This window comes from Caballeronia sp. ATUFL_M2_KS44 (genome assembly GCF_023630965.1).
GTDB classification, from domain to species: Bacteria; Pseudomonadota; Gammaproteobacteria; order Burkholderiales; family Burkholderiaceae; genus Caballeronia; species Caballeronia concitans.
The window spans coordinates 917068-943734 of sequence record NZ_JALQEA010000006.1; the positions used below are offsets into that span (position 1 = coordinate 917068).

Sequence of the window (26667 nt, forward strand, 5' to 3'; positions counted from 1 at the left end):
TTCACTCGCCGGGGCCGGGCGGCGCGAGCACTTCGCGATTGCCGTTCGTGCCCATCGGCGAAACGAGTCCGGCCGCTTCCATCTGCTCGACGAGCCGCGCCGCGCGGTTATAGCCGATGCGCAATTGCCGCTGCACCGACGAAATCGACGCGCGCCGCGTGCGCACGACGAACGCGACGGCTTCGTCGTAGAGCGGATCGGCTTCGGCGTCGGGCGCGTCGCCGAACAGGTCCTGCGAGCCGCCTTCCGCCGTCGGCCCGGACAGGATGCCTTCCTCGTACTCCGGCTCGCCGAACTGCTTCAGATACTCGACCACGCGATGCACTTCGTCGTCCGCGACGAACGCGCCGTGCACGCGCTGCGGATAGCCGGTGCCGGGCGGCAGGAACAGCATGTCGCCCGCGCCGAGCAGCGATTCCGCGCCCATCTGGTCGAGAATCGTGCGCGAATCGATCTTCGACGACACCTGGAACGCCACGCGCGTCGGAATGTTCGCCTTGATGAGACCCGTGATGACATCGACCGAAGGCCGCTGCGTCGCCAGAATCAGGTGGATGCCGGCCGCGCGCGCCTTCTGCGCGAGCCGCGCGATCAACTGTTCGATCTGCTTGCCGGCGACCATCATGAGATCGGCGAGTTCGTCGATGACGACGACGATCAGCGGCAGCGTCGAGAGCGGCTCGGGCGCGTCGGGCGTCAGCGAGAACGGATTCGTGAGCTTCTTGCCCGCGGCTTCGGTGTTGCGCACCTTCTGATTGAAGCCTTGCAGGTTGCGCACACCGACCGCCGACATCAGCCGATACCGCTTCTCCATTTCGCCGACGCACCAGTTGAGCGCGTTCGAGGCGAGCTTCATGTCGGTGACGACGGGCGCGAGCAGATGCGGAATGCCCTCGTAGACGGAGAGTTCCAGCATCTTCGGATCGATCATGATGAGGCGCACGTCCTCGGGCTTGGCCTTGTAGAGCAGCGAGAGGATCATCGCGTTGATCGCGACGGACTTGCCCGAGCCCGTCGTGCCCGCGACGAGCATGTGCGGCGCTTTCGCGAGATCGGTCACGACCGGATTGCCGACGATGTCCTTGCCCATCGCGATCGTGAGATTCGACTTCGACGCGCGATACACGTCATGCTCCAGAATCTCCGAGAGGCGGATCATCTGGCGCTTCGCGTTCGGCAATTCGAGGCCCATGCAGGTCTTGCCGGGAATCGTTTCCACGACGCGAATCGACGTGAGGCCGAGCCCGCGCGACAGGTCTTTCATCAGGCCGACGATCTGACTGCCGCGCACGCCGAGCGCCGGCTCCACTTCGAAGCGCGTGATGACCGGCCCCGCCGACGCGCCGACGACCGTCACCGGCACCTTGAATTCCTGCAGGCGCTGCTCGATCAACTGGCCGGTTTCGGCGAGGCGTTCCTCGGAAACGGGCTCGATTTCGTCGGAGGCCGGTTCGAGCAGGTCGAAGGGCGGCAATTCGACCGACGATGCCTGCGGCGCGTGGAATTCGAACGCCGCGCCGGCGGAGCCGCGCACGGGCTGGCGGGGTTCGGGCGCGCTGGCAGGGGTCTCCGGGCGGGGCGAGGGCGCCGGTTGCGGCGCATCGAGCGTCGGGAGCGACGGCGGCGTGGACGCGATGTCGTCGTCGGACCAGGGCGGCGTTTCCATCGTCGACGGCGCTTGCTTGCGATCCAGCAGCGCGTCGGGAAGAGGCGGCGGGAGGACGGGCGCGGCGTCGAACGGATAACTCGCCGGTTCGAACGCGGACGGCGCGGCGGGCATCGGCGCCGGCGTCGTCAAGACGCTTTGCTCAGGCGATGCGGGCGCTTGTGTCGGGATCCATGCGGGCTCGTGAGGGTACGCGGGCTCGGGCGCGCGTTCGGCTGCGAAAGACGTGGTTGCGCGGATAGCCGATGCGGTCGCGGCTGGCGGGAGGCTTTGCGTTGCTTCGCTGCCCGCTGAGAAAGGCGCGGTGTGACGCGGGTCGGCGTCGGTGGCGTCTTGAGCCGGGTAATGCGAACGGTCTGAGTGCGATGCTGCGAATGCGGACGGCGCAGTCGGCATTGCGGCTGCATCCGTTGCATTCGACCATGCAGCCATGCCGGACAACGATTCGAACGAAGGCGGTTCAACGGGCAGTGCGGTCGTGGAGGCCGTCGTGTCCGTGGGGACGGAGGCTGCGGCGAACGGCGCGTTGCCGAGCAGTGCGGCCGGTTCCGGCTCGCTTGCCACCGCCGATGCGTGGTTTCCGTTGATGCGAACGGCGGAAGCATCGACCGGTGCGTTGAGGAGCGCATCGCTGTTGGGCGTGACGGTCTCGATCTTTGGGTCGGTGTGAAGAACCGTAGACGCCGCTGCATCGCTCGACGACGGCTGCGGAATGTTCGAGCGCACTTCGGGCGGCTGCGTTCCGGTAGGACTCTGCAGCGCTGTCGCCAACGCATCATCGCGCGGCGACTGCGGCGCGTGTTCTAGACCTTTTTCCGTCGTCGGCGCCGCACGATCGCCATCGGCTTGCAACGTATCGATACGAGCGTCCTCGTCCGTGCCGACGAGCGCTTGCACGCGCTTCACCATCGAGCGCTCGGCTTCTATCCCACGAGCCGATTCCGCCGCGAAGGACGCGAGCCGGCCCGACGCGAACGGCGCATTGACCTCGGACGCTGCGCCCGCCGGCGCGTGCATCGCGCCTTCTCGAAGCGAAGCGGGCAGGGCGGACAAAGCCAGACCGCTCGCGCCCGACGATGCCGGCTGTGCAACGCCCGCACCATGCTCCGGCAGCGTCTGCGCTTCGTGATCGCGGGCAAGACTCGCCCCGGCGAGCGACGTCCAGAGCGCCGCGTTTTCTTCGATCGAGCGCAGCGTCGCCTGAATCGCTTCCGGTGGCGGCGGCGGCGTGGCGGGCACCGGCGCGCGTGAGAAGGCGGGCGCGGCGAAGGGCTGCGGACGCACATCGCGTGCGGCGGCGGTTTGCGTCACGTTTCGCGACGGCGCGCGCGCGGCGACTGCCCGCGAGACGGGAGACGGCGTCGAACCGGCCGGCGCACGCGACGCGGCCATCGCGCTCGCATTCGTGCCGGTAGAAACAGAAGCCCTGGCCGGCATCGGCGCAGGCGCAGGCTTGACGGACGGGCGGCTGACCGGCGCGCCCGCAGTCGATAAGGAAGGCGCAACGGCAGACGCAGGCATCGCCGCGCGCGCGGGCGACTGCATGCGCGCATCGCCGGCGACGGGCGCGTTGGCCGTCGCCTTGCCCGTCGACATCGACGATCCCAGCGCAGCCGCCGACGTCGACAGCGAATTCAGCCATCCGTCCGGCGCGACAGGCTCGACGAACGCCGCCGGCACCGCCGTGCCCGCGCGCTCGAAGGCCGGGCGCTTCGAGTACGCCTCGGCCGTCTCCGCAATGTTCGCGGCGCCCGTCTCGCCGCGCTTGACCGGGCGCTTGCCCGTCTCAGGCGGACGCCACACCGTCGGCCGCTGATAGCGCCCGCTGCGATTGGCCGACGGCATGCCGAGCGTCGCTTCGTCGTGCGACGTGCGCGAACTCATCGCATCGAAATGTTCGCCGCCGATGCCTCGCACCGACCCGCTCACCGACCCGCTCGCCGCCGGCTCCCGCGTGCGGCGCTCGCGCCAGCGCATCTTGCCGAGCTTGGACTTCGACTTGGCGCTGCCGGACTCGCGAGGACGCGCCTCGCGCTCGGAATCGTCGGGCGGCGTGGTCCAGCTTTGCGGAAGCCCGAAACCGAACGCTTCTTCGACCCAGCGAAGCACCGAGCGCCAGCGGAATTCGACGAGCCACGGCAGGCTGATCGCAAGCAACAGCGCCGCGATGGCGATGGCCCCCGCCGGCTGCGCGATGCCGGCAAGCGCGCTCGCCAGGGCGCGCCCGCCGCGGTTGATGTTCTGCTGCGCCTCGAACGCGCCGGCGAGCCCGCCTTCGAGCGCGGCGCTCGACAGCAGCACGCACAGAAAGCCCAGCCACAGCCGGATGGTGCCGGGGCCGCGCAGCCCCGCGCCGCCCGGCAGCACCGATTTGACGACGCGCCAGAAAAGCGCAAGGAACCAGACGACTGATGCACCGAACCAGCCGAGAACTACCGTGTGCATGCTAAGGATGAACCAAGGTTGGGTGAGACGGATGGGACTGCTGCCCGCCAGCACGCATCGCGCGAGGGCCGGGCGGATCGATCGAGCAGTTTAACGGGTCGCGGGCCAAGCCGACGCGCCTGGCGCGAGCACGCAACATCTACGCACCGGCCGGCCGGCGACGCGCGACGCGCACGCGGTCATTTTTCGTGTCGCGCGAAGGTGAGCACTTCGCCGTCATCGAGCGTCAATCGAAGCGATTGCGGCGGTTTCATCTGGACGCCGCTTTTCGCGATGTGCGCGAGGCCATCGAGATAGGGACGCTCGACTGCGCCGCCCAATGCGTTTGGCCCGGACCCGCACGCCATGCGCGTCCCCGCGAGCGGCCCGAAGCTCAGCTTGCCGTCTTTCAGATCGTATGCGCCGGTGTAGCGATTGCAGCCGGAGAAGCCGCTCGCGCGCCGGCGTCCGCTTTCCGTCGAGAAGACGAGCGTGATGGGCTGCGCGCCGACCGCGGCGGTCGGAATGGCGCGGGGCTGGCCGCTCGCTTCGGTCCAGGCGGTGAGTTCCCACTGCGTGTCGTCGAGCAATTGCGTCGCGGCGGGATTGTAGGGATCGGTCGGCGGCGCGCTCGTGTCGGGATGCTGCGGCATCGCGCAACCGCACATGACGGTCGCTGCGACGAGCGCGGCAACGGCGCAGCGCGATGACCATGAAGAACGCGAACGCGATGCGCGGGGGAATTGCGAGGACATCGATGATCTCAAAGCTGGCGAAAGCGTAAGGGTATCGCACGCGTCCTGTGATTTGTCCAGCGTTGACATGCAACAAAATGATCGGCGGCGGCCTTGTTGATTGATGCCGCCGGGAATTCGGGCGCCAGGCGCGAGTCAATACCGCTTGTCAATATGCCGAACGGCAGAGGGGCTTGCGCGGGCGGTGCGTGTTAACATCGCCGCCTATCGGTTTTGCAGGGCTTTTCATGCCCTTCGCGCCGACGCACAACCCGATTTCACTGGAGTACGCATGCAGACCGATTCATCCGGCAACCACGCAGCGAAAGACTTCGCCTCGTCAATCGGCACGCCGCTTTCTTCGCACGCCACGCGCGTCATGCTGCTCGGCGCGGGAGAACTCGGCAAGGAAGTGATCATCGCGCTGCAGCGGCTCGGCGTCGAAGTGATCGCGGTGGATCGCTACGCGAACGCGCCGGGGCATCAGGTCGCGCATCGCGCGCATGTCATCGACATGACCGATCCCGCCGCGCTGCGTGCGCTCGTCGAGCAGGAGCGGCCGCATTTGATCGTGCCGGAGATCGAGGCCATCGCCACGGACGCGCTCGCCGAAATCGAAGCGTCGGGCGCGGCCACCGTCATTCCGACCGCGCGCGCCACGCAACTGACTATGAACCGCGAAGGCATCCGCCGGCTCGCCGCCGAAACGCTCGGCCTGCCGACATCGCCGTATGCGTTCGCGCAATCGCTCGACGAGATGAAGGCGGCGATCGCGAAGATCGGCTTTCCGTGCGTGGTGAAGCCGGTGATGTCGTCGTCGGGCAAGGGCCAGTCCGTGCTCCGGAGCGAAGCGGATGTCGAACCCGCATGGAACTACGCAATGGCGGGCGGGCGCGTGAATCACGGGCGCGTGATCGTCGAGGGTTTCATCGACTTCGAATACGAGATCACGCAGCTCACCGTGCGCGCCGCCGATTCCGCGAGCGGCAAGACCGAAACGTATTTCTGCGAGCCGATCGGGCATGTTCAGGTGGCGGGCGATTACGTCGAATCGTGGCAGCCGCAGCCGATGAGCGCCGCCGCGCTCGAAAAGGCGCGCGACGTCGCCGCGAAAGTCACGACGGCGCTCGGCGGGCGCGGCCTTTTCGGCGTCGAACTGTTCGTGCGCGGCGACGAAGTCTGGTTCTCCGAAGTGAGCCCGCGTCCGCACGATACCGGCCTCGTCACGCTCGCGACGCAGCGCTTCTCCGAATTCGAGCTTCATGCCCGCGCCATTTTGGGCTTGCCGGTCGATACGGCGCTTTCCACACCCGGGGCGTCGGCGGTCATTTATGGCGGCATCGACGAGGCGGGCATTGCGTTCGAGGGCGTCGGCGAGGCGCTGGCGGTGCCGGGCGCGGACGTGCGGCTCTTCGGCAAGCCCGAGAGCTTCGTGAAGCGCCGCATGGGCGTGGCGGTGGCGACGGGCGTCGATACAGACGAGGCGCGCGAACGGGCGAAGCTGGCGGCGTCGAAGGTGCGGCCGGTTTCGACGAAGTGATCGCGCGCATCGCTCGCGCCGACAGGAGAAACACTGTGAAACGCTTGGGGCTGGCCGCGCTCGTCGCGGCATGCGTGGGATTGTCGGGTTGCGGACTGGCGGCCGCGCCGTGCCGGATCGTATCGGCGGGGCTGAAGATCGTGCCGGTGGTCGGCCATGTCGCCGCCGCGCCGACCGACGCTTGCGCCGATGTCATCGATCCTTGATTAGCGGATACGCGCTCACCACGAACGACGGATCGACCGATGAACAGGTTCCTCGCACTTTCGATCGCCGGCATGGCCGCGCAATGTGCGCAGTCTGCGCTCGCGATGCCGCTGACGGTTCCGCAGATCCAGACGGCATCGACCGAAACCACGCGCTACGACTGCAAGGACGGCAAGACCGTGTCGGTGCAGTACACGAACACGCGCAATCGCCAGAGCTTCGCGGCGCTGACGGTCGACGGGCGCAAGCTGCTGTTCGTGAACGTGATCGCGGGTTCGGGCGCGCGATACGTCGCGGATCAATACACGTGGTGGACGAAGGGTCCGCAGGCGAATCTTTACGACGAGATGGCCGCCAAGGATTCGCCGCCGCTGCTCGCGGATTGCCAGGCACGCCCGAAATAAGGTCGAAGAGTGCCGAAGAGTGCCGAAGAGCGACGAAGGGGCGCGGCGCAGGACCGCAGCGGCGGACGCTTCATGCACCGGAGCGCTTTGCGGGGCGGTGCTACAATGCACGGTTTTCCGGCAATGAAGCCGGTGGCTGCGATGGCGGGCGAACACAACGCGGTCCATGCAGCACCAGAGCCGATCGCAGCAAGCGCGCCGGATCGACCCGATGTCCCGAAAGCGTCATCGAAACGGTGTTCCATGAAGCGCGGATTGCTTGAGCCGGGTAGCCGCGCCGGGCGCGCAACCGAAAAGCGAGGCACCGCCCGGCGCGGACCACCGATTGCACCGTGCGAACGCCGGACGCCGAATCTCTTGCATATTGCGTCGCGGACCATTCCGCGCCACCGAAACACACACGCGTGACCGACCGGACTCTCTCGAACGATCCATCACGCGCGCCGCATCGAGCGGACCTTTAGCGAAAGCCAACATAGTCACCATGTCTGATTCCGTCGCCACGAACACGTCCACCGAAGAATCCACGGCCGCGCTCACGTTCGATCAGTTCGGCCTGTCCGCCGACATCCTGAAGGCGGTGAGCGAGTCGGGCTACACCAAGCCCACGCCGATTCAGGCGAAAGCCATTCCCGTCGTCCTGTCGGGCAGCGACGTGATGGGCGCGGCTCAGACCGGCACCGGAAAGACCGCGAGCTTTTCGCTGCCGATCATCCAGCGCCTTTTGCCGATGGCCAACACGAGCGCATCGCCGGCGCGGCATCCCGTGCGCGCGCTGATGCTCACGCCGACGCGCGAACTCGCCGATCAGGTCGCCGCCAACGTGCAGACGTACTCGAAGCACACGCCGCTGCGCAGCACGGTGGTGTTCGGCGGCGTCGACATGAATCCGCAGTCGGAGGCGCTGCGCCGTGGCGTCGAAATTCTGATCGCGACGCCGGGCCGCCTGCTCGACCACGTCCAGCAAAAGACGCTCAATCTCGGCCAGGTGCAGATGCTCGTGCTCGACGAAGCCGACCGCATGCTCGACATGGGCTTTCTGCCGGACCTCCAGCGCATCCTGAATCTGCTGCCGAAGGAACGCCAGACGCTGCTTTTCTCCGCGACGTTCTCGCCCGAAATCAAGAAACTCGCGTCGACCTATCTCCGCAACCCGCAGACGATCGAAGTCGCGCGCAGCAATTCCACCGCGACGAACGTGCGCCAGATCGTCTACGAAGTGCACGAGAGCGACAAATCGGGCGCGGTGGCGCAGATCATCCGCGAGCGCGAGCTGAAGCAGGTGATCGTGTTCTGCAACAGCAAGATCGGCGCGAGCCGGCTCGCGCGTGTGCTGGAGCGCGACGGCATCGTGGCGACCGCCATTCACGGCGACCGTTCGCAGAGCGAGCGGATGCAGGCGCTCGATGCGTTCAAGCGCGGCGAAATCGAAGCGCTCGTCGCCACCGATGTCGCGGCGCGCGGTCTCGACATCGCCGAACTGCCGGCGGTCATCAACTTCGATCTGCCGTTCAACGCCGAAGACTACGTGCACCGAATCGGCCGCACGGGCCGCGCGGGCGCGTCGGGCGACGCGCTGTCGCTGTGCAGCGCCAACGAGCGCAAGCAGCTCGCGGACATCGAAAAGCTGATCAAGCGTCCGCTCGAAGTGCAGACGCTTCAGGTTGCCACGCCGATGCGTCGCGACGGCGCGCGGCGCGACGAGCGGCCCGCACGCGGCGAGCGCGCGGAACATCGTCATGGCGCGCGTGACGAGGCGGGATCGCGCCGCCGCACGTCGTCGAGTTCGTATGACCGGCCGCGCGGCCGTCAGCAGCCGATCGACGAGTTTTTCCTGAAGCCGTATGAGCCGTCGCCCTCGGCGATGAAGCGGCATGAGGAAGCGCCCGAGCCGGAGCGCAAGAGCGCGTCGAAGCAGCCGCTCGCGGCGTTGCTCGGCGGTCTAGGCATGCCCCGCAAGACGTCCTGAACGTCGTGATTCAAATGTAAACGGCAGCCGGTTCGGCTGCCGTTTTTCCATCTAGCGCCCGAAGCGCCGCGCCCAGTCCGCTGTCGTCAGCGCGTAGAAAGCGTCGAGCGTTCGCGCCGGCGATGCATCCAGACCCAAGTGCCGCGCTGCCTGCACGAGCACATCGAGCGGCGAGTCGAGATCGAGCGGCGCCGCGCCCGTCTGCTTGCTGAGCTTTTCGCCGGCCTCGTTGTTGAGCACCGGCACGTGCAGATACGACGGCGTCGGCACGCCGAGGCATCGCTGCAAATAGATCTGGCGCGCGGTCGAATCCAGCAGGTCTGCGCCGCGCACGATATGCGTGATGCGCGCGTCGGCGTCATCGACGACCACGGCCAGTTGATACGCCCACAAGCCGTCCGCGCGCTTCAGCGCGAAATCGCCGACTTCGGTCGCCAGATCCTGCGACTGCGGACCCTGCCAGCGATCCACGAACGCGATGCACGCCGCATCGCCGTCCGGCACGCGCAGCCGCCACGCGCGCGCCGGGCGGCCGTTCAGGCCATGGCGACAGGTGCCGGGATAGGCGAGCGTCGCGTGACGCGCATGCGCATGCACGAGCGAATCCGCGATCTCGCGGCGCGTGCAGCCGCACGGATAGATGAGACCCGCCGCCTGCAACCGCGCGAACGCCTTCGCGTAGGCGTCGTCGCGCTGGCTTTGCCAGACGGGCGGCTCGTCGGAATGCATGCCGAAATGCGCGAGCGTCGCGAGGATATCGTCGGCCGCGCCTGCGACGGTGCGCGGCGCGTCCACATCTTCGATTCGCACGATCCATCGTCCGCCGTGCGCGCGGGCATCGAGATAACTCGCGAGCGCGCTCACGAGCGATCCCGCATGCAGCGGGCCGGTGGGCGAGGGCGCGAAACGGCCGCGATAGGTCATCGGAGGCGCTTTAAGCCGCCTTCGCTTCGGGGTGGCACGCCGGACACGATTCGCCCGGCTTGTAATACGGCGATTGCTGGTCCTCGACGCTCACGACCGCGCGGCACGCGAAGCATTGCGACGTCGCCGTCGGTTCGAGCTGCGGATTGAGCGCGGTGCGGTAATCGAACACAAAGCAGTCGCCGTTGTAATGCGCGCCGCCCACTTCCTCGAAATACTTCAGAATGCCGCCTTCGAGCTGATAAACATGCTCGATGCCAACTTCCTTCATGTGAATCGCGGCCTTCTCGCAGCGAATGCCGCCCGTGCAGAACGACACCACCGTCTTGCCTTCCAGATCGGCGCGGTTCTGCTCGATCACCGCCGGAAACTCGCTGAACTTGGCGATGCGGTAGTCGAGCGCGTGATCGAACGTGCCGACATCGACTTCGAACGCATTGCGCGTGTCGAGCATCACGACCGGGCGGCCTTCGTCGTCGTGGCCGCGGTCGAGCCAGCTCTTGAGCGTGGGCGCATCGACGGCGGGCGCGCGGCCGAGTTCCGGCTGGATCGCGGGCTTTTTCATCGTGATGATTTCGCGCTTCAGGCGCACCAGCATGCGGCGGAACGGCTGCGTGTCCGAGAGGCTTTCCTTGAACTGCAGGTCGGCGAAACGGCCGCCGAAAAGCGCGTCGGTCCGAATGTAGTCGATGAACGCGCGCACTTCGCGAATCGGCCCCGAAATGAACAGGTTGATGCCCTCCGGCGCCAGCAGGATCGTGCCCTTGAGACCGAGCGCGTTGCAGCGGTCGGTGACGAGCGGCCGCCACGCGGCGCCGTCCTCGATCGTGACGAATTTATAGGCGGAGAGATTCAATATGTTCATGATGAAAAGCCGGCGAAACGGGTAAGAACGAAACACGCGCGGCAGCGGGCCGCCGCGCAAAACCCGTATTATCCCGCAAACGGCGCGCGGGCTTTCACCGGCGCGAGCCGGCCTTCCCGCAAAGCCTTGTCGCCGCTCAATTTCGAGAGTGCGGGAGCGCCTTATCCGTTCGGCCAACGCTGCCCGCGCGGGCTTTTTTGCGACGGCACGGATGTACAATGTCGCCCATGTCAGATCCCCGCTTCGTTCATCTCCGCGTCCACTCCGAATTCTCGATCGCCGATGGCATCGTGCGGCTGGACGACGTCGTCAAAGCCGCCGCGAAAGACGGTCAGGGCGCGCTCGCGCTCACCGATCTCGCCAACGCCTTCGGTCTCGTGCGCTTCTACAAGGAAGCACGCGGAAAGGGCATCAAGCCGATCGCCGGCTGCGATGTCTGGATCACCAATCCCGCCGATCGCGACAAGCCTTCGCGCCTGCTTTTGCTCGTGCGCGACAGGATCGGCTATCTCAATCTGTGCGAATTGCTGAGCCGCGCGTGGCTCACGAACCAGTATCGCGGGCGCGCGGAAGTGATGGTCGAATGGCTCGAAGAAGGGCTCGCCACGGGTTTGCTCGCGTTGTCGGGCGCGCAGGGCGGCGACATCGGCATGGCGCTGGCGGCGGGCAACGAAGCGAGCGCCGAGCGTCACGCCGCGCGCTGGGCGCAACTTTTTCCGAACGCGTTCTATATCGAGCTGCAACGCGCCGGTCAGCCGGGCGAGCAGGCGTATATCCAGGAAGCCGTCGCGCTGGCGGCGAAGCTGCGTCTGCCTGTCGTCGCGACGCATCCGATGCAGTTCATGACGCCCGACGACTTCACCGCGCACGAAGCGCGCGTCTGCATTTCGGAAGGCGATATCCTCGCGAATCCGCGCCGTCAGAAGCGCTTCACGCAGGACCAGTTTTTCCGCACGCAAGCGGAGATGTGCGCGCTGTTCGCGGACATTCCTTCGGCGCTCGCGAATACCGTCGAAATCGCGAAACGCTGCAATCTCACGCTCGAACTCGGCAAGCCGAAGCTGCCGCTTTTCCCGACGCCCGATGGCATGTCGCTCGACGACTACCTCGTGCAGTTGTCGAAGGAAGGGCTGGAAGTGCGGCTCGCGCAGCTTTATCCCGATGAAGCCGAGCGCGGGGCGCAGCGCGAGACGTACTACGCGCGCCTCGAATTCGAGTGCGGCACGATCATCAAGATGGGCTTTCCGGGCTACTTCCTGATCGTCGCCGACTTCATCATGTGGGCGAAGAACAACGGCGTGCCGGTCGGTCCCGGGCGCGGTTCGGGCGCAGGCTCGCTCGTCGCGTATGCGCTCGGCATCACGGACCTCGATCCGCTTCGCTACAACCTGCTGTTCGAGCGATTCCTGAATCCGGAACGCGTGTCGATGCCTGACTTCGACATCGACTTCTGTCAGGAAGGGCGCGATCGCGTCATCCAGTATGTGAAGGGCAAGTACGGCGCGGATGCGGTCTCGCAGATCGCAACCTTCGGCACGATGGCGGCGAAGGCCGCGGTGCGCGACATCGGCCGCGTGCTCGATCTCGGCTACATGTTCACGGACGGCATCGCCAAGCTGATTCCGTTCAAGCCGGGCAAGCACGTGACCATCGCGGATGCGATGAAGGAAGAGCCGACGCTTCAGGAACGCTTCGATTCCGAAGACGAAGTGCATCAGTTGCTCGAACTCGCGCAGCGCGTGGAAGGGCTGACGCGAAATGTGGGCATGCACGCGGGCGGCGTGCTGATCGCGCCGGGCAAGCTCACCGACTTCTGTCCGCTCTACACGCAGGGCGAAGACGGCGGCGTCGTCAGCCAGTACGACAAGGACGACGTGGAAGCCGTCGGTCTCGTCAAGTTCGACTTTCTGGGCCTGACCACGCTCACCATTCTCGACTGGGCCGAGCGTTATATCCGCCGGCTCGATCCGTCGAAGAAGGACTGGAGCCTTGCGCAGGTTCCGCTGGACGATCCGGCGTCCTTCACCATCCTCAAGAAAGCGAATACCGTCGCCGTGTTCCAGCTGGAAAGCCGCGGCATGCAGGGCATGCTGAAGGACGCGCAGCCGGACCGCTTCGAGGACATCATCGCGCTGGTGGCGCTGTATCGGCCGGGCCCGATGGACCTGATTCCGAGCTTCTGCGCGCGCAAGCACGGGCGCGAGATCGTCGAGTACCCGGATCCGCGCGTCGAACCTGTTCTGAAAGAGACCTACGGGATCATGGTCTATCAGGAGCAGGTGATGCAGATGGCGCAGATCATCGGCGGCTACTCGCTCGGCGGCGCGGACTTGCTGCGTCGCGCGATGGGCAAGAAGAAGCCCGAGGAGATGGCGCAGCATCGCGAATTGTTCGCGGAAGGCGCGGCGAAGAACGGTCTTTCGCGCGAGAAGTCCGACGAAATCTTCGATTTGATGGAGAAGTTCGCGGGCTACGGCTTCAACAAGTCGCACGCCGCGGCGTATGCGCTGCTCGCGTATTACACGGCGTGGCTGAAGGCGCATCATCCGGCGGAATTCATGGCGGCCAACATGTCGCTCGCCATGGACGACACCGACAAGGTGAAGATCCTCTTCGAGGACTGCATCACGAACGGCATGGCCGTGCTGCCGCCGGACATCAATCGTTCGGCGTATCGCTTCGAACCGGTCGCGGAGGCCGACGGCAAGCGCTCGCGCACCATTCGCTACGGTCTCGGCGCGGTGAAGGGCAGCGGCCAGAACGCGATCGAGGAAATTCTGCGCGCGCGCGAAGACGGTCCGTTCACCGATCTCTTCGATTTCTGCGAGCGCATCGATCGCCGCGTGGTGAATCGCCGGACGGTGGAAGCGCTGATTCGCGCCGGCGCGTTCGACACCGTTCACGCGAATCGCGCGCAACTGCTCGCGTCCGTGCCGATGGCGATGGAAGCCGCCGAGCAGGCCGCCGCCAACGCCATGCAAGCCGGTCTCTTCGACATGGGCGACGCGCCGCTCGCGAAGCACGAATACGTCGACGAGCCGATGTGGTCGGACAAGAAGCGCTTGCAGGAAGAGAAGACCGCGCTCGGCTTCTATCTGTCCGGCCATCTTTTCGATGCCTACAAGGGCGAAGTGCGCCGCTTCGTGCGCCAGAAGATCGGCGAGCTGAAGGAAGGGCGCGACAAACTCGTCGCGGGCGTGATTTCGTCGCTGCGCACGCAGATGACTCAGCGCGGCAAGATGCTGATCGTCAATCTCGACGACGGCAGCGGCCAGTGCGAAGTCACCGTTTTCAACGAGCAGTTCGAAGCGAACAAGGCGCTCTTCAAGGAAGACGAGCTGCTCGTCGTGCAGGGCCAGGCGCGCAACGACGCGTTCACGGGCGGCATCCGCTTTACCGTCGATACCGCGATGGACCTCGAACGCGCGCGCAGCCGCTATGCGCAATCGGTGAAGGTGGAAATGAACGGCAACGCCGATGCACTGCGCCTCAAGCGCGTGCTCGAAGCGCACACGGCGGGCGCGGAAACGGCGCCGGCGCCCGTCGCGCAGCCGTCGCGCGAGAACGGCCGCTCGCGGCAATCCGCGCCGATTCCGAACGGGCTGAACGTGAGCATCGTGTATCGCAGCGAGCACGCCGAAGGCGAAGTGCGCCTGGGCGATGCATGGCGCGTCAAGCCGACCGACGAACTCATCATGGCGTTGCGCGGCGAGTTCGCGGGCAGCGAGGTCGAGGTTGTTTACTGATTCCCGCGTTGGTTCAGATGCGCGAGCTTGAGGAAGCGGTAATACACAGTCTCCGCATTGAAGACGGCGATCATGAAGCCCGATCGTCCGTCGAGGAAGCCGCGCCGCAGCACGTAGGTTCTGAGAAACGCCCATAGCCCGCGCGTGATCGCCATGCCGAGACTTCCGCGCTTGCCGGCGGCGTGGCGTTGTTGCGCGCCGGCCGTCGAATAGGCATCGAGCTTGCGCGCCACCGTTTCGAAGTCTTCGTACGAGTAGTGCAGCAGCTTGCCTTCGAGCCGCGCGACGGGCGCACCGGTCTGCACGACGAGGCGTTCGTGCACGAGATCATTCGAAAAGCGCGCCGAACCGCGTTTGAAGAGGCGGGGAATCCAGTCGGGATACCAGCCGCTGTGCCTGATCCATTGGCCGCAGAAGCTCGAGAGCCGGTCCACTGAATACACATCGGCGCGCGGATTCGCGATCGCGGCCCGGATGGCCGTGGCCATTTCCGGCGTGACGACTTCGTCGGCGTCGATGGAAAGCACCCAGTCGGTCGCGAGCGCATCGAGCGCGCGGTTTTTCTGCGGGCCGAAGCCCGGCCATTCGCGCTCGATCAGCACGCGCGCGCCGTGCGCCTTCGCGATATCCACGGTCGCATCGGTGCTGCCGCCGTCGATCACGACGATATCGTCGGCGAAGGAGACCGAATCGAGGCATTGCGCGAGCCGCGCAGCCGCATTGTGCGTGATGATGGCGATGCCGAGGCTTGCGTGCGTCATAAGGTCGGGCCGATGCCCTTCGTGGCTGGATGGATCGTGGCGCGTATTTTAAGACCATCGGTTGCGGTTCACGCCTGCAACGCGTAGTGAGTCGCGCGTGCCCGTCGGTTTAGAATGGCGGATTGTTGTGGCACCGGGCTTTGCGGTCCGGCGTGGTTTTTCGCCCGGCTGGCGCGTTCGTTCGCCGGGACAACGCAGCGCAGAGGACGATTTGAGCGAGAAGCAGACACTTAGGAAGACCATCGGCGCGGGCGAGACTTCATCGTCCACGGCCGTCATACGGCGGCTTTGGCCTTACCTCAAGCCGCTCATGGGCTTCGTGCTCTTAGGCCTTCTCGCGATGGGTTTCGTCGCCGCGAGCGAAGCCGGCATTCCGATGCTGCTCAAGCCGCTGCTCGATCACGGTTTCGGCACGAAGGGCAGCGACAAGGCCCGCTGGCTCGTGCCTGTCGCGGTGGTCGGCCTCGCGCTCATTCGCGGCGCCGCGCAATACGCTTCCGGCTATTTTCTTTCGTACGTGTCGAACAAGATTCTGCTGCAACTGCGCTTGCAGATGTTCGACCGCATGATCCACACGAGCGCGGGCTTCTTCCAGCGCGAGACCGCGAGCACGATCATCAACGCGATCGTGTTCGAAGTGAACCAGATTTTGCAGGTGCTGTCGGGCGTCGTCGTGACGCTCGTGCGCGATTCGCTCACCGTCGTGTTCCTGCTCGGGTATCTGTTCATCCTCAACTGGCGTCTCACGCTGATCGTCGCGGTCATTCTGCCGGGCATCGGCTGGCTCGTTTCGAAGATCAACCGGCGCTTGCGGCGGCTCAATCGCGAGCATCAGATGCTGACCAACGAGCTGTCGTATATCGTCGAAGAGACGGTCGGCGGCTACAAGGTCGTGAAGGTGCACAACGGCGAACCGTACGAAATGGGGCGCTTCACGGAAATGAGCAACCGGCTGCGCGGCTACGCCATGCGCATGCAGGTCTCTGGCGGCCTCGCCCAGCCGCTGACGCAGTTTCTCGCGTCGATTGCGCTCGCCATCGTGCTGACCATTGCGGTGCTGCAGTCCGCGAGCGACCAGACGACGGTCGGCGGTTTCGTCGCGTTCGTCACGTCGATGCTGCTCGTCATTTCGCCGCTCAAGCATCTGATCGATGTGAACCAGCCGCTGCAGCGCGGCGTGACGGCAGCCGAGCTGATCTTCGGCCTCATCGACGAACCGCCCGAGCCGGCCGGCGGCGGTCGTTCGCTCACGCGCGCCGAAGGCAGTATCGAATTCCGGGACGTGTCGTTCAATTACGGCACGCAGGATCGCGCCACGCTCGATCACGTCTCGTTCAAGGTCGCGCCCGGCGAGATGGTCGCGCTCGCGGGGCCGTCGGGCAGCGGCAAGACCACGCTCGTGAACCTGCTGCCGCGCTTCTTCGATCCCGCCGGCGGCCAGGTGCTCGTCGATGGCGTGCCGATCTCGGAATACGCGCTGCACGATTTGCGCGCGCAGATCGCCATGGTCAGCCAGGACGTCGTGCTCTTCAACGACACGATCGCCGCGAACGTCGCGTACGGCACCGTGCCCGACCGTGACCGCGTGCTGGCCGCGCTCGCCGCCGCGAATCTCGCCGATGTCATCGCTTCCATGCCTGATGGCATCGATACGCTGATCGGCGGCAATGGCATGCGCCTGTCGGGTGGCCAGCGGCAGCGGCTCGCCATTGCGCGCGCCATCTACAAGGACGCGCCGATCCTGATCCTCGACGAAGCCACGTCGGCGCTGGATTCGGAATCGGAGCGTCACGTGCAGTCCGCGCTCGAGACGCTGATGAAGGGCCGCACGACACTCGTGATCGCGCACCGGCTGTCGACCATCGAGCGCGCGGACCGCATCCTCGTGCTGGAGGCGGGCAAGATCGCGGAGCAGGGCAGTCATGCCGAATTGCTGCGGCTCGGCGGTCTTTACGCGCATCTGCATCGCATTCAGTATCAGCAGCAGGCGGCCTGAGCTTTTCATGCTGCTTGCCTTTTCAAACTCGCCTTTGTCGAACGAACGGTTTCCACCATGCAAGCGATCGCAGAATGAAGCGGGTTTTGATAGTGAAGGTCAGTTCTTTGGGCGATGTCATTCAGGCGCAGGCAGTCGTCGGTGACCTGCATCGCGCGTTTCCGGGCCTCAAGGTCGACTGGGCGACCGACGAGAATTTCGCCGACATTCCGCGCTGGAACGCGGGCGTCGCGCGCGTGCTGTGCGCGCCGCTGCGGCGCTTCAAGAAGGCGCGCAATCTTGACGATCTGAAGGCGATCTGGGCGTCCATCGCCGATTTACGGCGCGAACGCTACGACGCCGTGTTCGATCTTCACGGCGTGTACAAGAGCGCGATCATCTCGTTTCTCGCGCGCTCGAAGCGGCGCTTCGGCTACTCCAGCGTCAATCTGGGCGAGCGCGGCGCCGCGTTCGCCTATACGCATCGCTTCGCGCCGCGCCAGGACGCGAATGCGTGGCGCGGCATGCGCCAGACGCTTGCCGACACGCTCGGCTATTCCATCGACGCCGCGCCGCCCAGCGTCTTCGCCATTCCGAAGCCTGCCGCGCCGCTTCCGGTGACGAAGGACATGCCGTTCGCCTTGCTGTTTCACGCGACGTCGAAGCCGGAAAAGCGCTGGCCGCTCGACAGGTGGATTGCGGTCGGCAAGGCGCTCGCGGAGCGCGGGGTCACGCCGCTTCTGCCGTGGGGTTCGGATGCCGAGCGGCGCGATGCCGAAGCGATCGCGCAGAGCGTGCCGGGCGCGCGCGTGCTGCCGAAACTGACGATCGAGGAGATGGCGCAGCACATTGCGCTGGCGGCGCTCGTCGTCGGAACGGATACGGGCCTCGTGCATCTCGCGAGCGAACTGCGCCGCCCGACCGTGATGATTTTCAGTGCGACCTCGCGGCCGCATTTTGGTGTGGATGTTCCCGGCCTGTGCGTTTCGATCGGCGATGAAGGCAATCCGCCTTCCGTCGATCAGGCGCTTGCGGCCATCGATTCTGTAGGCATGCGTTTTTGAAGATACTTCTGACGAATTTTCACGATGGCCGCGGCGGAGGCCATGACACGTATATCGTTGCAATCGCGCAGGCGCTGTCTGCGCGGCATCAGGTTTTCGTCGCAGCGCCCGGCACGAGCCGGCTGATCGAGCACGTGCGCGGGGTGCCGCGCGTCACGGCGCTGCCGATGGACTTTCCCGCGAAGATCAAGGACTTCCCGCGAATGCGCGCGGCCTGGCGCGCGCTGCGGACGCTGATCCAGCGCGAGCGGTTCGACGTGATTCATGTCAACGGCTCGCCGGACCATCGTCTGTTGCTGCTTGTGATGTTGTGGTGGAAGGGGCATCGGCCGGGCATCGTTTATACGAAGCACAACTCGATTGCGATCAAGCGCGATTTCCTGACACGTCTTCGCGCGATGCGCGCCACCGACGCGGTCATCGCCGTCGCGGATTCGACCGCGCAGCTCGTGCAGCAATCGGTTTATGGCCATTGTCCGGTGACGGTCGTCAAGAACGGCATCGACCTTGGCAAATATGCGCCGCGCGATACTGCGGCAGCGCATGAGCAGCGCAAGGCGTTGCTCGGCTCCGAGCGAGCGAAGCGTTTAGTGATCGGCACCGTCACCGGCTTCGATTCGTACAAGGGAACGACGGACATGATCGCAGCGGTGGCCGCGCTCCCGGCCGACTTGCGCGAGCAGGTTGTCGTGGTCGTGGTCGGCACGGAGCCGAACGATGAGCAGCGGCAGAGCATCGACGCCTTGAACATGAAAGACCATGTGCAAGTCGTCGGCTTCGTGGAAAATGTGGCGGACTTCATCGCCACGTTCGACGTGGGCTTCGTGCTTTCGTATGCGGTGGAAACCGTGTCGTTCGCGTGCCGGGAGATGATGGCAATGGCCAAGCCCGTGATCGTCACGCGCTATGCGGGCCTGCCGGAGAACATCGACGACGGCGTGGACGGCTGGATCGTCGAGCCGCGCAATGTCGAAGCGCTGAGTGCGACGCTCGAGTCGATCATCGCGGGGCGCAGTCAGTTGCCGGCGATCGGCGCCCGCGCGCGTGCAAGAGCGGTGCGCGAGTTTTCGGGCAAGCGGTTCATCGACGCGACCGAAGCGGTGTATCGCCGGGTCGCGCCGGCCATGTCCGCACCGGCGCCGTATGCGCCGCGTCCGATCTCGACGCGTCTTTCAACCTCAAGCTGAGATGCCCGACGCCTTGCGCAAGCCGATCATTCACCTCATCAACGGATTCATGAATGAAAACGGCGGCAGCGAGCAGGAAGCGCTGCACATCGCCCGCCTGTTGCGCGATCGCAGCGATCTCACGCTGTGGTCGCCGTCGTCGCGTTGCTCGCCGGAACTGGCGCGCCGTCATGGCATTCGGCGGATCGGGCTCGGGCTCGGTGCGGGGCATCGTCCGAATGGCGGCACGTTCGTGTTCGTCGGATCGCACTGGCGAAACAAGCTGTGGCCGTATCTGTGCCGCGCGCCGCAGCGTCTCATCTATGTTTTCAACACTTTTCACCCGAAGCTGCTCGCGCTGACCGCGACGCATCCGCCGATGCTGCGCTGGCCGCGCACCGAATACGTGTTCATTTCGGACTTCCAGAAGACGCTGCTCGGCGTGGATGGCGAAGTGCAGCCGTCGCCGATCGACATCGCGCAGTTCTCGCCCGCAGACGGGCAGCATCCGGCGAACGCGCGGCCGGTCATCGGACGCCTGAGCCGCGATACGCTCGACAAACACGATCTCGAAGACATCGCGCTGTATCGCGCCTGGGCCGGCGAGGGCGCCGACATCCGTCTGCAGGGCGCGACGGCGCTGCGCGCGGCGGCCGAAGACGCGCTCGCCGACGCACCGGCCATCCGGATATCGCCCGAAGGCGCGGTGCCTGCAGTCGACTTCCTGCGCGGGCTCGATGTCTTTTATTATCGGACCGGCGCGCACGTGGAGACGTTCGGCCGCGTGGTGCTCGAAGCGATGGCGTGCGGGCTGCCCGTCGTCTGTCACCGGCGCGGCGGCTATGCTGAATGGATTCGTCACGGCGAAAACGGCTTTCTCTTCGATACGACTGACGAAGCGCGGCGTCTCGTCGGCGCGTTGCTCGCCGATCGCGCGTTGCGTGTATCGATAGGGGAAGCGGCGCGGCGCACCGTCGAGTCGATCTATTCGGACGACGCGCTGCGCGCCAGGGCCGATTTTTATTTGCGCAGCGCCAAGTGAGGCAACGGGGTAGCGGAATCACATAATGCAAGTCACATATATTTCGAAGCTGGGCCGGTCGGGCACCGAGTCCTTCCAATTGGTGTTCGCAAGGTGGTTTGCCGTCCTGACGCTTTGCCTCGTGCCGATCTCGACGGCGGCGGTGAATCTCGGCTCGGGCGTGTTCGCGGTGCTGGCGCTGACATCGCCGGAAGTCTGGCGGCGGGCGCGATCGCTGCGCGTCAACTCGCCCGCCGGGCTGGCGGCGCTCGTGCTGTTCGTCGCGCTGTCGTTGAGCCTCGCGTACACGTCGCCGGACATCCACGAGGCGACCGACTTCCTGATGAAGTATCGGAAGCTCCTGTTCATTCCGCTGCTTTACCTCGTTTTCGCCGACGATAAAGCCGCGCCCTGGGCGACGCTCGCCATTTGGGGGCTTTTCGCGTCGCTCGTGCTGACGATGGTGCTCACCTACACGAACTACCTCGGCTGGACGGCGGTGGGACCGGTGCACGGCACGGACCCGGTGACGCGGCCGTGGGTGTTCAAGGACCACATCTCCGGCGGCCTGATGATGGCGTTCCTCGTCTGCCAGTCGTTTTCGCTCGCGAAGTCGGTGAAGCACACCGGTGCGAGCCGGGCGCTCTACGCGGTCGCGATCCTCGCGATGATCAACGTGCTGTTCGTGCTGCAGGGCCGCACGGGACAGGTGGTCGCCATCGCGTATCTGGCGATTTACCTCGTCGTGCATGCGAGCCGGTTCCGCCGATACGACACGCGCACGCGCTGGATCGCCGGTCTCGGCGTGGTCGTCGTGTGCGCGTGCGTGGGCGCTTTCGTGATGCACGGGAAGAATTCGCGCCTGGCCGATACGGCGCGGGAAATCACCCAGTACGAAACGCAGAACAAGAACACGTCGATGGGCGTGCGGATCGAGTTCTATCGACGCAGTATCGAACTGATCGCGCAGCGGCCGATTGCCGGCTACGGCGTGGGCAGCGTGCGCACGCAGTTCGAGCGGCTCGCGAGCATGCAGACGGGCGGTCGCGCCGCGATGGCGGGCAATCCGCACAACGAGTTTTTCCTGATGGGCGTGCAGCTCGGGCTGATCGGCGTGGCGCTGTTCGTGTGGTTTCTCGTCGCCGTGGCGCGCGCGTGCAAGCGCCTCACCGAGCCGGCGCGGGACATCGCCAATGGCTATCTCTTCGCGTTCGTGTTGGGATGCCTCGCGAACTCGCTGCTGCTGAATTTCACGGAAGGCAATCTGTTCGTGTTCCTGATCGGCATTCTGATCAGCGCCGCGCCCAAGCGGAACACGGAGGCGCGGGCGCTTTAAGCAGATGTGCGCGGGAGCGGTGTCACATCAACACGATGTCGTACTGCTCCTGACTCAGGTTCGATTCCACCTGCAGCGAAACGGGCTTCCCGATGAAGTCCATCAGCATGGCCAGATGCTGCGACTCTTCCTCCAGGAAGAGATCGATGACCTGCTGCGACGCCACCACGCGAAACTCGCGCGGATTGAACTGCCGCGATTCGCGCATGATCTCGCGCAGCACGTCGTAGCACACGGTGCGCGGCGTCTTGACCTGCCCCTTGCCCTGACACGTCGGGCAAGGCTCGCACAGCACGTGCGCGAGCGACTCGCGCGTGCGCTTGCGCGTCATCTCCACGAGCCCGAGCTGCGAGAAGCCGTTCACCGTCACCCGCGTGCGATCCCGCGACAACGCCTTCTTGAGTTCACCCAGCACCTGATCCCGATGCTCGACATTCTCCATGTCGATGAAATCGATGATGATGATCCCGCCGAGATTCCTCAACCGCAGTTGCCGCGCGATGGTATGCGCCGCTTCGAGGTTCGTCTTGAAGATGGTGTCGTCGAAATTGCGCGCGCCGACGTAGCCGCCCGTGTTCACGTCGATGGTCGTCATCGCTTCGGTCTGGTCGATCATCAGGTAACCGCCCGACTTGAGATCCACGCGCCGCGACAGCGCCCGCAAAATCTCCGCCTCGATGTTGTACAGATCGAAGAGCGGACGCTCGCCCGTGTAGTGATGCAGCCGCGACGCCACCGCCGGCGTGAACTCCGCCGCGAAATCCGCGAGCATCTGATACGTCTCGCGCGAATCCACCTGAATGCGCGTGGTTTCGTCGTTGACGAAATCGCGCAGCACGCGTTGCGCGAGGTTCAAGTCCTGATACAGCAGCGTCGTGGGCGGCACGCGCTGCGCCTGCGTCACGATGGTCGCCCACGTCTTGCGCAGATAGGCGACGTCGGCGGCAAGCTCTTCGCTCGTCGCGTCTTCCGCGATCGTGCGCACGATATAGCCGCCTTTCTCGTCGGCGGGCAACACGGCGGTCAGCCGCGCGCGCACGGCTTCACGATCCGCTTCGCTTTCGATCTTCTGCGAGATGCCGATATGCGGCTCCTGCGGCAGATACACGAGCGTGCGCCCGGCAATGCTCACTTGCGTCGATAGCCGCGCGCCCTTCGTGCCGATCGGATCCTTCACGACCTGCACCATCAGCGCCTGTCCTTCGAACACGATCTTTTCGATCGGCGTGTGCGTGCCCGATCCATGCGCTTCGCCCGCAATGCGCGGATGCCAGATATCGGCGACATGAAGAAACGCGGCGCGTTCCAGACCGATATCGATGAAGGCCGACTGCATGCCCGGCAACACGCGCACGACCTTGCCGAGATACACGTTGCCGACGCGCCCGCGCGACAGCGTGCGCTCCACATGAAGTTCCTGAACAGCGCCTTGCTGAACCAGTGCGACGCGGGTTTCCTGCGGTGTGACGTTGATCAGGATTTCTTCGTTCATGGCCTGTTTAGAATTCGACGCGCGCCACGCGCAAGAGTGCTGCGGTTTCGCAAAGGGGCAGACCCATGATACCCGAATAGGACCCGTCGATTCGCTCGATGAACGCCGCCGCGCGGCCCTGTATGCCGTACGCGCCGGCCTTGCCGAGCGGCTCGCCGGTGGCGGCGTAGCGTTGCAGCGCAGCACGGTCGATGGCCGCGAAACGCACCGTCGAGCGCGACAGGACCGGTTCGAGCAGCGCGCCCTCCGCATCGACGACGGCGATCGCGGTCAGCACTTCGTGCTCGCGTCCGGCGAGGCGTTCGAGCATCGCGACGGCATCGTCTTCATGCAAGGGCTTCCCGAGAATGAGGCCGTCGATGGTCACGGTCGTATCGGCGACGAGAATCGGTGCGGCGGCATGCTTGCCCGCGACGAGCCGATCGCGCGCGGCCTGCGCTTTCAGCGCGCACACGCGCACGACATACGCGTCGGCAGGTTCGCCGGGCAGCTCGGCTTCGAGCGCTTCGGCGTCTTCATCGGGGCGAGGCAACAGCAGTTCGTAACGCACGCCGAGTTGGCGAAGCAGTTCCTGACGGCGCGGGCTCTGCGAGGCGAGATAAACGAAGGAATGAGCGGTGAAATGAGCGGACATCGGATAGTCGGGATTCGAAGCGCGCGGCCTTCGACGTCCAACTATCGGGAAGGCCTACGCGCGATGGTAGGGGTGATTCTGCGTGATGCTCCACGCGCGGTAAAGCTGTTCGGCGAGCAGCACGCGGACCATGCCGTGCGGCAGCGTCAGGCTCGACACGCGCAGCATGATCTCGGCGCGCGCCTTCACTTCGGGCGCGAGCCCGTCCGCGCCGCCGATCACGAAGGCCACGTCGCGTCCGTCCTGCTGCCAGCCGGGCAGGGTGTTCGCCAGTTGCATCGTGGTCCAGTCGCGGCCGCGTTCGTCGAGTGCGATCACGCGCGCGTTCTTCGGTAAAGCGGCTTCGATACGCTGCTTCTCCGCAGCCATCACGCTCTCGGCGTTGCGTCCCGACGAGCGCTGCTCGGGCTTGATCTCCTTCAGCTCGATGCGCAACTCGGGCGGCATGCGCTTCGCGTATTCGTCGAAGCCATTCGTGATCCAGTCGGGCATCTTGTGTCCGACGGCAAGGATGACCAGCTTCATGAAGACGCCGCGTTACGCCTGCTTGCGCGTGGTCTTGCGCGCCGGGCGTTTGACCGCGGGCGCTTCGTCTTCGTCCTCGTCTTCGTCATCCGCGACGCGCGCGCCGCCGAACATGTTCGGCTTCTGCAGCTTCACGCGCACGGGCTTGTCGCCCCAGACTTCTTCGAGGTTGTAGTACTGGCGCAGCGCCGGTTGCAGGATGTGCACGACCGCGTCGCCGCAATCGACCAGCACCCATTCGCCGATCTCTTCGCCTTCCGTGCTGATGATGTCGCCACCCGCTTCCTTGACCTTTTCGCGCACGCTGTTGGCGAGCGCCTTGGTCTGCCGGTTCGACGTCCCGCTCGCCACGACCACGCGGTCGAACAGCGACGTCAGGTGGGTTGTGTTGAACACCTTGATGTCTTGCGCCTTGACGTCTTCGAGACCGTCGATGATCGCGCGTTGCAGCTTTTGAAGTTCCATAATTACTGTGTCTTTACCGTGTCCGGTACAGGTGATGTTGAACAATATAGTCCCATACGGCGGTTGGGACCTGGGCGCGGACGTTGCCCGAAACCGGGCTCGCCGCTGCCGTCGATGACTGGCGCGCTTCCTCGCGGATCGCCGTGGCGGATACGTCGATGAGAAGCGTTTCGTCGATCAGCACGTGTCCATGCGGACTTGCGCGCAGCACGTCGGGCGACGCGCGGCGCGCCGCGACTTCCGCCGCGACTTCGGCGGGCAGCGTGCCCAAGTCGAAGCCCGGCCGCGTTTCGACGCACACGTGCGCGAAGTCGAAGAGCCGCTTCCAGTCGTGCCACGAATCGAGCTTGACGAGCTGATCCGCGCCGATCAGAAGCGAGATCGACGCCGCCGCGCCTTCGCGCTCGCGCCAGTGAGCGAGCGTGTCGATCGTGTAGGTGGGGCCGTCGCGTTCGATTTCATCGGTGGCGACGGTGATTGCCACGCCGTTCAGATCGAGCGATGCCGCCGCCGCGCGCGTCATCGCCAATCGATGATGCGGCGCCGATACGCCTTCCTTCTGCCACGGCTGGCCCGCCGGCAGCAGCACGAGTTCGGTCAGCCGCAACAGGTCGGCGAAACGCCGCGCGAGTGCGAGATGACCGGCGTGGATCGGATCGAAGGTGCCGCCGAGCAAGCCGACGCGCCTCGCGCACATTGCGTTCGCGGCGTGATTCGACGCGCCGGTCACAGCCATTCCCTGCGCACCAGAAAATCCCGATACAGCCGCGCTTCCGGCGTGCCGGGTTCCGGTTGCCAGTCGTATCGCCAATTGGCGACGGGCGGCATCGACATGAGAATGGACTCGGTGCGCCCGCCGCTTTGGAGACCGAAGTGCGTGCCGCGGTCGAAGACGAGATTGAATTCGACGTAGCGGCCGCGCCGGTACGCCTGAAACTCGCGCTCGCGCTCGGTCCACGGCGTGTCGCGGCGGCGCTCGATGATCGGCAGATACGCTTTGAGGAACGCATCGCCGACGCTGCGCATCATCGCGAACGAGCGCTCGAAACCAGGCTCGGAGAAATCATCGAAGAAAATGCCGCCGATTCCGCGCGCTTCGTTTCGATGTCTCAAATAAAAATACTCGTCGCACCACGTCTTGAAACGCGGATACAGGTCCGCGCCGAACGGTTCGAGCGCGTCCCGGCACACGCGATGAAAATGCACCGCGTCTTCCTCGTAGCCGTAAATGGGCGTGAGGTCCATGCCGCCGCCGAACCAGAAGACGGGCGCTTCGCCTTCCTTCACCGCAGTGAGCATGCGCACGTTCATGTGCACGGTCGGGCAGTGCGGATTGCGCGGATGCAGCACGAGCGATACGCCCATCGCCTCGAATCCGCGTCCCGCGAGTTGCGGACGCGCCGCGCTCGCGGAAGGCGGCAGGGCGTCGCCCTGCACATCCGAGAAACCGATGCCGCCGCGCTCGAAGAATCCGCCGCCTTCGAGAATGCGGGTGACGCCGCCGCCACGCAGATGCGCGCCGGGCTCGCGGGTCCAGGCGTCGGTGGCGAAGGGCGTGCCGTCGAACGCGCCGAGCGCATCGGCGATGGAGCGTTGAAGGCCCGTCAGATAATCGCGGACGGCCGCGATGTCGGGCGATGCGTCCAGTCGTGCCTGGTTTTCCGCGCTGCGGTTCGGTTCACTCATCGATCGATGCACTGCGCCAGCCGGCTGGCGCGTAGGTAAATGATGCGCTTGAAACACGCTGCC

The 26667-nt window shown here is 65.5% G+C and carries 21 protein-coding genes; 10 read left to right on the forward strand and 11 right to left on the reverse strand.

The window, feature by feature from the left end; translation table 11 throughout:
* Position 1 precedes the first annotated feature (1 nt).
* Both NCR39_RS04365 and NCR39_RS04370 read right to left on the reverse strand, forming a co-directional pair.
* The gene (locus NCR39_RS04365; RefSeq protein WP_250450915.1) at positions 2 to 4111 is read right to left on the reverse strand and encodes a DNA translocase FtsK; all 4110 of its coding nucleotides are present in this window, start codon (positions 4109 to 4111) and stop codon (positions 2 to 4) included.
* Positions 4112 to 4290: 179 nt separating this feature from the next.
* Positions 4291 to 4845, reverse strand: a complete 555-nt coding sequence (locus tag NCR39_RS04370; protein WP_250450916.1) for an META domain-containing protein — start codon at positions 4843 to 4845, stop codon at positions 4291 to 4293.
* A 271-nt stretch (positions 4846 to 5116) separates the two neighbouring features.
* Here NCR39_RS04370 and purT point away from each other — a divergent pair, with 271 nt between their 5' ends.
* The 4 genes from purT (at position 5117) to NCR39_RS04390 (ending at position 8944) form a co-directional block, all read left to right on the forward strand.
* Positions 5117 to 6364, forward strand: coding sequence for a formate-dependent phosphoribosylglycinamide formyltransferase (purT, locus tag NCR39_RS04375; protein WP_250450917.1), 1248 nt, complete (start codon positions 5117 to 5119; stop codon positions 6362 to 6364).
* A gap of 8 nt (positions 6365 to 6372) precedes the next feature.
* On the forward strand, positions 6373 to 6570 hold the full coding sequence (locus tag NCR39_RS04380; RefSeq protein ID WP_502800174.1) for a DUF6726 family protein: 198 nt from the start codon (positions 6373 to 6375) through the stop codon (positions 6568 to 6570).
* Between the two features lie 39 nt (positions 6571 to 6609).
* On the forward strand, positions 6610 to 6975 hold the full coding sequence (locus NCR39_RS04385; RefSeq protein ID WP_250450920.1) for an MliC family protein: 366 nt from the start codon (positions 6610 to 6612) through the stop codon (positions 6973 to 6975).
* A 484-nt stretch (positions 6976 to 7459) separates the two neighbouring features.
* Positions 7460 to 8944, forward strand: coding sequence for a DEAD/DEAH box helicase (locus NCR39_RS04390; protein ID WP_250450921.1), 1485 nt, complete (start codon positions 7460 to 7462; stop codon positions 8942 to 8944).
* Between the two features lie 51 nt (positions 8945 to 8995).
* On the opposite strand, the gene gluQRS is transcribed toward NCR39_RS04390, so the two are convergent.
* Together gluQRS and NCR39_RS04400 are read right to left on the reverse strand one after the other, a co-directional pair.
* Positions 8996 to 9868: a tRNA glutamyl-Q(34) synthetase GluQRS gene (gene gluQRS / locus NCR39_RS04395; RefSeq protein ID WP_250450922.1), complete on the reverse strand. Its 873-nt coding sequence runs from the start codon at positions 9866 to 9868 to the stop codon at positions 8996 to 8998.
* A 10-nt stretch (positions 9869 to 9878) separates the two neighbouring features.
* Complete coding sequence (locus NCR39_RS04400; protein WP_250450923.1) at positions 9879 to 10733, reverse strand: sulfurtransferase; 855 nt, start codon at positions 10731 to 10733, stop codon at positions 9879 to 9881.
* A gap of 218 nt (positions 10734 to 10951) precedes the next feature.
* Here NCR39_RS04400 and dnaE point away from each other — a divergent pair, with 218 nt between their 5' ends.
* Positions 10952 to 14479 carry a DNA polymerase III subunit alpha gene (gene dnaE / locus NCR39_RS04405; RefSeq protein WP_250450924.1) on the forward strand — a complete coding sequence of 1176 codons (3528 nt, stop codon included), beginning with the start codon at positions 10952 to 10954 and terminating at the stop codon, positions 14477 to 14479.
* On the opposite strand, the gene NCR39_RS04410 is transcribed toward dnaE, so the two are convergent.
* On the reverse strand, positions 14473 to 15240 hold the full coding sequence (locus NCR39_RS04410; protein ID WP_250450925.1) for a glycosyltransferase family 2 protein: 768 nt from the start codon (positions 15238 to 15240) through the stop codon (positions 14473 to 14475). The genes dnaE and NCR39_RS04410 overlap by 7 nt on opposite strands.
* A 241-nt stretch (positions 15241 to 15481) precedes the next feature.
* Between NCR39_RS04410 and msbA the strand changes: the two genes are divergently transcribed.
* The 5 genes from msbA to NCR39_RS04435 all read left to right on the forward strand — a co-directional run bounded on the left by msbA (position 15482) and on the right by NCR39_RS04435 (position 21802).
* Positions 15482 to 17236 (forward strand): lipid A export permease/ATP-binding protein MsbA, encoded by a 1755-nt coding sequence (msbA, locus tag NCR39_RS04415; RefSeq protein WP_502800175.1) that lies wholly within the window; start codon positions 15482 to 15484, stop codon positions 17234 to 17236.
* A 74-nt stretch (positions 17237 to 17310) separates the two neighbouring features.
* Positions 17311 to 18279: a lipopolysaccharide heptosyltransferase I gene (waaC, locus tag NCR39_RS04420; protein WP_250450927.1), complete on the forward strand. Its 969-nt coding sequence runs from the start codon at positions 17311 to 17313 to the stop codon at positions 18277 to 18279.
* Complete coding sequence (locus NCR39_RS04425) at positions 18276 to 19466, forward strand: glycosyltransferase family 4 protein (protein ID WP_250450929.1); 1191 nt, start codon at positions 18276 to 18278, stop codon at positions 19464 to 19466. Before waaC ends, NCR39_RS04425 begins: the two co-directional genes overlap by 4 nt.
* Position 19467: 1 nt before the next feature.
* On the forward strand, positions 19468 to 20487 hold the full coding sequence (locus NCR39_RS04430; protein ID WP_250450931.1) for a glycosyltransferase family 4 protein: 1020 nt from the start codon (positions 19468 to 19470) through the stop codon (positions 20485 to 20487).
* Between the two features lie 25 nt (positions 20488 to 20512).
* Positions 20513 to 21802 carry an O-antigen ligase family protein gene (locus NCR39_RS04435; protein WP_250450933.1) on the forward strand — a complete coding sequence of 430 codons (1290 nt, stop codon included), beginning with the start codon at positions 20513 to 20515 and terminating at the stop codon, positions 21800 to 21802.
* A 22-nt stretch (positions 21803 to 21824) separates the two neighbouring features.
* On the opposite strand, the gene rng is transcribed toward NCR39_RS04435, so the two are convergent.
* Genes rng through hemF form a run of 6 tightly spaced genes read right to left on the reverse strand, consistent with a single transcriptional unit; the run spans position 21825 to position 26604 of the window.
* Complete coding sequence (gene rng, locus NCR39_RS04440) at positions 21825 to 23294, reverse strand: ribonuclease G (RefSeq protein WP_250450934.1); 1470 nt, start codon at positions 23292 to 23294, stop codon at positions 21825 to 21827.
* A 7-nt stretch (positions 23295 to 23301) separates the two neighbouring features.
* Complete coding sequence (locus tag NCR39_RS04445) at positions 23302 to 23928, reverse strand: Maf family protein (protein WP_250450935.1); 627 nt, start codon at positions 23926 to 23928, stop codon at positions 23302 to 23304.
* A 54-nt stretch (positions 23929 to 23982) separates the two neighbouring features.
* A complete protein-coding gene (gene rlmH / locus NCR39_RS04450) occupies positions 23983 to 24453 on the reverse strand; it encodes a 23S rRNA (pseudouridine(1915)-N(3))-methyltransferase RlmH (protein WP_250450936.1) in 471 nt (156 codons plus the stop codon).
* 12 nt (positions 24454 to 24465) lie between these two features.
* Positions 24466 to 24918 carry a ribosome silencing factor gene (rsfS, locus tag NCR39_RS04455; protein ID WP_250450937.1) on the reverse strand — a complete coding sequence of 151 codons (453 nt, stop codon included), beginning with the start codon at positions 24916 to 24918 and terminating at the stop codon, positions 24466 to 24468.
* A gap of 13 nt (positions 24919 to 24931) precedes the next feature.
* The gene (locus NCR39_RS04460) at positions 24932 to 25654 is read right to left on the reverse strand and encodes a nicotinate-nucleotide adenylyltransferase (protein ID WP_250450938.1); all 723 of its coding nucleotides are present in this window, start codon (positions 25652 to 25654) and stop codon (positions 24932 to 24934) included.
* Positions 25645 to 26604 (reverse strand): oxygen-dependent coproporphyrinogen oxidase, encoded by a 960-nt coding sequence (gene hemF / locus NCR39_RS04465; RefSeq protein WP_250450939.1) that lies wholly within the window; start codon positions 26602 to 26604, stop codon positions 25645 to 25647. The genes NCR39_RS04460 and hemF overlap by 10 nt, the downstream gene beginning before the upstream one ends.
* Positions 26605 to 26667 lie beyond the last annotated feature (63 nt).

Excerpts from the sequence above, each read along its gene's own strand:
- NCR39_RS04365 (WP_250450915.1), bottom strand. The coding sequence starts at position 4,111 with ATGCACACGGTAGTTCTCGGCTGGTTCGGTGCATCAGTCGTCTGGTTC.
- NCR39_RS04370 (WP_250450916.1), bottom strand. The coding sequence starts at position 4,845 with ATGTCCTCGCAATTCCCCCGCGCATCGCGTTCGCGTTCTTCATGGTCA.
- purT (WP_250450917.1), top strand. The coding sequence starts at position 5,117 with ATGCAGACCGATTCATCCGGCAACCACGCAGCGAAAGACTTCGCCTCG.
- NCR39_RS04385 (WP_250450920.1), top strand. The coding sequence starts at position 6,610 with ATGAACAGGTTCCTCGCACTTTCGATCGCCGGCATGGCCGCGCAATGT.
- NCR39_RS04390 (WP_250450921.1), top strand. The coding sequence starts at position 7,460 with ATGTCTGATTCCGTCGCCACGAACACGTCCACCGAAGAATCCACGGCC.
- gluQRS (WP_250450922.1), bottom strand. The coding sequence starts at position 9,868 with ATGACCTATCGCGGCCGTTTCGCGCCCTCGCCCACCGGCCCGCTGCAT.
- NCR39_RS04400 (WP_250450923.1), bottom strand. The coding sequence starts at position 10,733 with ATGAACATATTGAATCTCTCCGCCTATAAATTCGTCACGATCGAGGAC.
- dnaE (WP_250450924.1), top strand. The coding sequence starts at position 10,952 with ATGTCGCCCATGTCAGATCCCCGCTTCGTTCATCTCCGCGTCCACTCC.
- NCR39_RS04410 (WP_250450925.1), bottom strand. The coding sequence starts at position 15,240 with ATGACGCACGCAAGCCTCGGCATCGCCATCATCACGCACAATGCGGCT.
- waaC (WP_250450927.1), top strand. The coding sequence starts at position 17,311 with ATGAAGCGGGTTTTGATAGTGAAGGTCAGTTCTTTGGGCGATGTCATT.
- NCR39_RS04430 (WP_250450931.1), top strand. The coding sequence starts at position 19,468 with ATGCCCGACGCCTTGCGCAAGCCGATCATTCACCTCATCAACGGATTC.
- NCR39_RS04435 (WP_250450933.1), top strand. The coding sequence starts at position 20,513 with ATGCAAGTCACATATATTTCGAAGCTGGGCCGGTCGGGCACCGAGTCC.
- rng (WP_250450934.1), bottom strand. The coding sequence starts at position 23,294 with ATGAACGAAGAAATCCTGATCAACGTCACACCGCAGGAAACCCGCGTC.
- NCR39_RS04445 (WP_250450935.1), bottom strand. The coding sequence starts at position 23,928 with ATGTCCGCTCATTTCACCGCTCATTCCTTCGTTTATCTCGCCTCGCAG.
- rlmH (WP_250450936.1), bottom strand. The coding sequence starts at position 24,453 with ATGAAGCTGGTCATCCTTGCCGTCGGACACAAGATGCCCGACTGGATC.
- rsfS (WP_250450937.1), bottom strand. The coding sequence starts at position 24,918 with ATGGAACTTCAAAAGCTGCAACGCGCGATCATCGACGGTCTCGAAGAC.
- NCR39_RS04460 (WP_250450938.1), bottom strand. The coding sequence starts at position 25,654 with ATGGCTGTGACCGGCGCGTCGAATCACGCCGCGAACGCAATGTGCGCG.
- hemF (WP_250450939.1), bottom strand. The coding sequence starts at position 26,604 with ATGAGTGAACCGAACCGCAGCGCGGAAAACCAGGCACGACTGGACGCA.